We start from the raw sequence: 3,563 nt of genomic DNA on the forward strand, positions 1-3,563 counted from the left end.
GGTCTCCCCGGTCTCCCTGATCTGCGTCCGCGCGGGCGACGGCCTGCGCATCCCCGGGGACCCGGCCGCTCCCGTCGGCGTGCTCGCCCACGGTGTCCGGGGCGTGCTCGGCGTCCCGGTCGTCTCCGGCGTCCCGGTCGTCTGCTGTGTCCGGGGCGTCTGCGGGGTCCCGGTCGTCTCCGGTGTCCGGGGCGTTCTCGGCGGCGCGGTCGTCGTGGCTCTCCCGGGTGGACACCGGCAGGGCGTCCGCGGGGGCCTCGCCGCACACCGCCACGACCGTCGTCCCGGCGGCCGCGAGGGACCTGAGCAGGGCCCAGACCTCGTCCCGCTCGTCGCCCGAGAGCTTGAGGTCGGTGTCGTCGACGCCGAGCAGCCGCGGGCGGCCGACCAGCGCCAGCGCGACCGACAGCCGCAGCGCCTCCAGGCGCTCCAGGTCCCGCACGGCGGTGCGCGGCCCCTTGGCCAGGGTCTCCAGGTCGAGACCGGCGGCGGCCAGCGCCTCGTCGACGCGCCGGCCGGCCTCGGCCGTCCGCTCGCCCCGGGGCCGCAGCACGGCGCGCGGGGAAACGCCGAAGCGCCGCTGGAGCAGGGCCCGCTCCCGCAGGTGCTCGCCGACGGTGAGCGCCGGATCCAGGTCGGTGACCCCCGGCACGTGCGCCAGGGCGCTGACCCGGCGCACGGCCGCCATCTGCCGGGGCAGCCGCGCGTCGCCCACCGCCGCCGTGCCCTCCGTGACCTTCATCCGCCCCGTCAGCGCGAGCAGCAGGCACGTCCGGCCGGACCCGGACGGGCCCTCCACCGCGACGAGCGACCCCGGCTCGGCGTCCACGGAGATCCCGCGGACCGCCCACCCTCTGGGCCCCTTGATCCCCAGACCCTCGGCGGCGATCCGCACCCCTCCCGTCGGTTCCCCCACGAGACTCCCCAACAATTGAACTGACTGGTCAGTGCAAAAACTACTCCGAACCCACGAGCGAGGCAAAACACCAGGTCAGAACGGATTGTCAGTGCCATACCTCACGATGGGTCACATACGGCACTCCGTAACGGACGCGCCGTCACACAGACGACAGGAGGTTCGTCATGGCCAGCTACCACGCAGCAGCCGCCCGTCGGCGCCGCGCCACCGGCCCTGCCCCCTCACTGACCGGCCCGGCGAGCGACGTGCACCCCGTGCTGCGCCGGGCCTCGGCCCCGCCCGCCGCCCTCGACCTGCTCGCCCAGGCCCGCGCGGGTCTCGACGAGGCCACCGTCCTGGAGACCCCCAACGAGCGTTACGCGACGGCGCACCTGGCCGCCCTGCGTACCGCCGCCGCCGTGCTCGCCGCCCGGGGCAGGCCGGAGACCTCGCCCCGGGCCCGGGCCAAGATCCGAAGCGCGTGGGAAGTGCTCCCCGAGATCGCGCCCGAACTGTCCGAGTGGAGCGCGCTGTTCGCCTCAGGCGCCCGGCGCCGCGCCCGCGCCGAGGCCGGCATCCAGGGCGCGGCCAGCGGCCGGGACGCCGACGACCTCATACGCGACGTGTCGATGTTCCTGCGCCTCGTCGAGCGCATGCTGGTCCTCCAGCCGGTCCTCCCACAGCCCCGGCCGGACCGGGACCGGCCCGACGACCGGGGGCCGGGGGCGGACATGCCGGACGCGGGCTGACCGGCCGGAGGAGTCCCGGCACCGGGTCATGCCGGGCGCCGGGCCGGAGGCAATAGGGTGGGGGACGCCTGAAGTCTTCCCTCCCCGCAGCCGGGGCAGGGAAGGCAGCCCGTTCGCTCCGCCGCGCAAGAGGCGGTGCCGCGCCGAGGAGTCAACTGCCGTGTCGGACCCGATGCGCCCCCGCGCCTCACTCCGTACCGCCGTGGTCTGGGAGGTCCTCCAGGACGCCCTGGAGCGCCGGGTCAAGGCCACGGGACGGGAGTCGCTGGACGTCCTCGACACGGGGGGCGGCAGCGGCAACTTCGCCGTGCCCGTCGCCCGGCTCGGCCACCGGGTCACCGTCGTCGACCCCAGCCCCAACGCGCTGTTCGCGCTGGAGCGCCGCGCCGCCGAGGCCGGCGTCGCCGACCGCGTCAGGGGCGTGCAGGGCGACGCCCACGGCCTGTTCGACGTGGTCGAGCGCGACGGCTACGACGCGGTGCTGTGCCACGGCGTCCTGGAGTACGTGGACGACCCGGCCGAGGGCGTCCGCAACGCCGTGGCGGCGCTGCGCCCGGAGGGCGTCCTCAGCCTGCTGGCTGCCGGGCTCGGCGGTGCCGTGTTCGCGCGGGCCCTCGCCGGGCACTTCAAGGAGGCCAGGCAGGCGCTCGACGACCCGAACGGACGATGGGGCTCGGGTGACCCGGTCCCGCGCCGCTTCACCGCCGAGCAGCTCACCGGACTGGTCGAGGGCGCGGGTCTGCGGGTCGCCGCCGTGCACGGCGTGCGGGTCTTCGCCGACCTCGTGCCGGGCGTCCTCGTGGACACCGAGCCAGGGGCCCTGGAGGCGCTGCTGAAGCTGGAGGAGGCGGCGGCGGAGCTTGCGGCCTTCCACTCGGTGGCCACACAGCTCCATGTGCTCGGTGAGACCGGTGAGACCTCGGAAACCGGTGGGGTCAATGAGGCGCCTGGGTCCGGCGAGGTGTGAGCCGCCGCCTGAGGCACCGCCGCTGATCAGCGGCTCGGCTGGGGATGGAGTACGCCACAGGCCCCCCGAATGGGGGCGTGGCGCCGTATGATCGAGGGAGACCGTTCCGGCATGACGGGTCGGCCGCCGGGGAATGACAAGCCTCAGCGAGTCGGGACGCCCATGGCGGAAACCGGTTGGCCAATTGGCGCAGAGGGGCGGGTTTCACGGGGGCGATTCCCTGCCTATCCTGAAGGGACCCCCCGGGTCGCCCCGGCGACTGCACGATGAGGAGGACTCCGTGCCGCTCTCGGAGCACGAGCAGCGCATGCTCGAGCAGATGGAGCGAGCGCTGTACGCCGAAGATCCCAAGTTCGCGTCGGCGCTTGAGGGAAGCGGGCTGCGTACGTACACCCGGCGGCGGGTCTACCAGGCGGTCGCGGGCTTCCTCGTTGGTATTGCGCTCCTCATGGCCGGTATGGTCGCCAAGCAGGTCTGGCTCAGCGTCGTGGGCTTCCTCGTCATGCTGGGATGTGCGGTGCTCGCCGTGACCGGCTGGCGCAAGGCCCCCAAGCCGGGGGAACAGGCCGCCGGTGCCGCCGCCGGCCCGCAGGGCCGCCGCCAGGGCCGGCCACGGCGCTCCATGATGGACCGCATCGAGCAGCGCTGGCAGAAGCGCCGCGACGAGCAGGGCGGCCATTAGCCCCGCGCGGAGCCTCTCCAGGCCCCATGAACACCTCGTCAGGGGGTGACCACCGAGCCGTGGTCACCCCCTGACGCATGCCCGGGGTGGGGCAATCTGGGGAGATCCGTTCCCGGCGAGTGCGCCCGGTGCGAGCGCGGAGCGCGGCCCGGCGGCGTCCGAGCGCCGTCCCAGCAGGCGGTGCGACACCCGGAGCCCGCACGACGAAGCCGGTCGGACGTCATCTCGTCCGACCGGCTTCAGCCGTACCGGCGCCTCTCGCAGGCG

Annotated in this window: 4 protein-coding genes; 3 read left to right on the forward strand and 1 reads right to left on the reverse strand. The window is 74.6% G+C overall.

Annotation, left to right across the window (positions count from 1 at the left end; genetic code table 11):
* A partial coding sequence (locus RIN80_RS19300; protein ID WP_309096858.1) for an ATP-binding cassette domain-containing protein occupies window positions 1-916 on the reverse strand: 916 nt, incomplete at its 3' end.
* A gap of 167 nt (window positions 917-1,083) precedes the next feature.
* Here RIN80_RS19300 and RIN80_RS19305 point away from each other — a divergent pair.
* The 3 genes from RIN80_RS19305 to RIN80_RS19315 all read left to right on the forward strand — a co-directional run bounded on the left by RIN80_RS19305 (window position 1,084) and on the right by RIN80_RS19315 (window position 3,296).
* Complete coding sequence (locus RIN80_RS19305) at window positions 1,084-1,647, forward strand: SAV_6107 family HEPN domain-containing protein (RefSeq protein WP_309096859.1); 564 nt, start codon at window positions 1,084-1,086, stop codon at window positions 1,645-1,647.
* 160 nt (window positions 1,648-1,807) lie between these two features.
* Window positions 1,808-2,614, forward strand: a complete 807-nt coding sequence (locus RIN80_RS19310; protein ID WP_309096860.1) for a methyltransferase — start codon at window positions 1,808-1,810, stop codon at window positions 2,612-2,614.
* Window positions 2,615-2,894: 280 nt separating this feature from the next.
* Window positions 2,895-3,296: a DUF3040 domain-containing protein gene (locus RIN80_RS19315; RefSeq protein WP_309096861.1), complete on the forward strand. Its 402-nt coding sequence runs from the start codon at window positions 2,895-2,897 to the stop codon at window positions 3,294-3,296.
* Window positions 3,297-3,563: the final 267 nt, after the last annotated feature.

The organism is Streptomyces sp., assembly GCF_031181705.1.
GTDB lineage: Bacteria > Actinomycetota > Actinomycetes > Streptomycetales > Streptomycetaceae > Streptomyces.

What these genes read in the sequence shown, in the direction of transcription:
- RIN80_RS19305 (WP_309096859.1), top strand. Translation starts at nt 1,084, where the DNA reads ATGGCCAGCTACCACGCAGCAGCCGCCCGTCGGCGCCGCGCCACCGGC.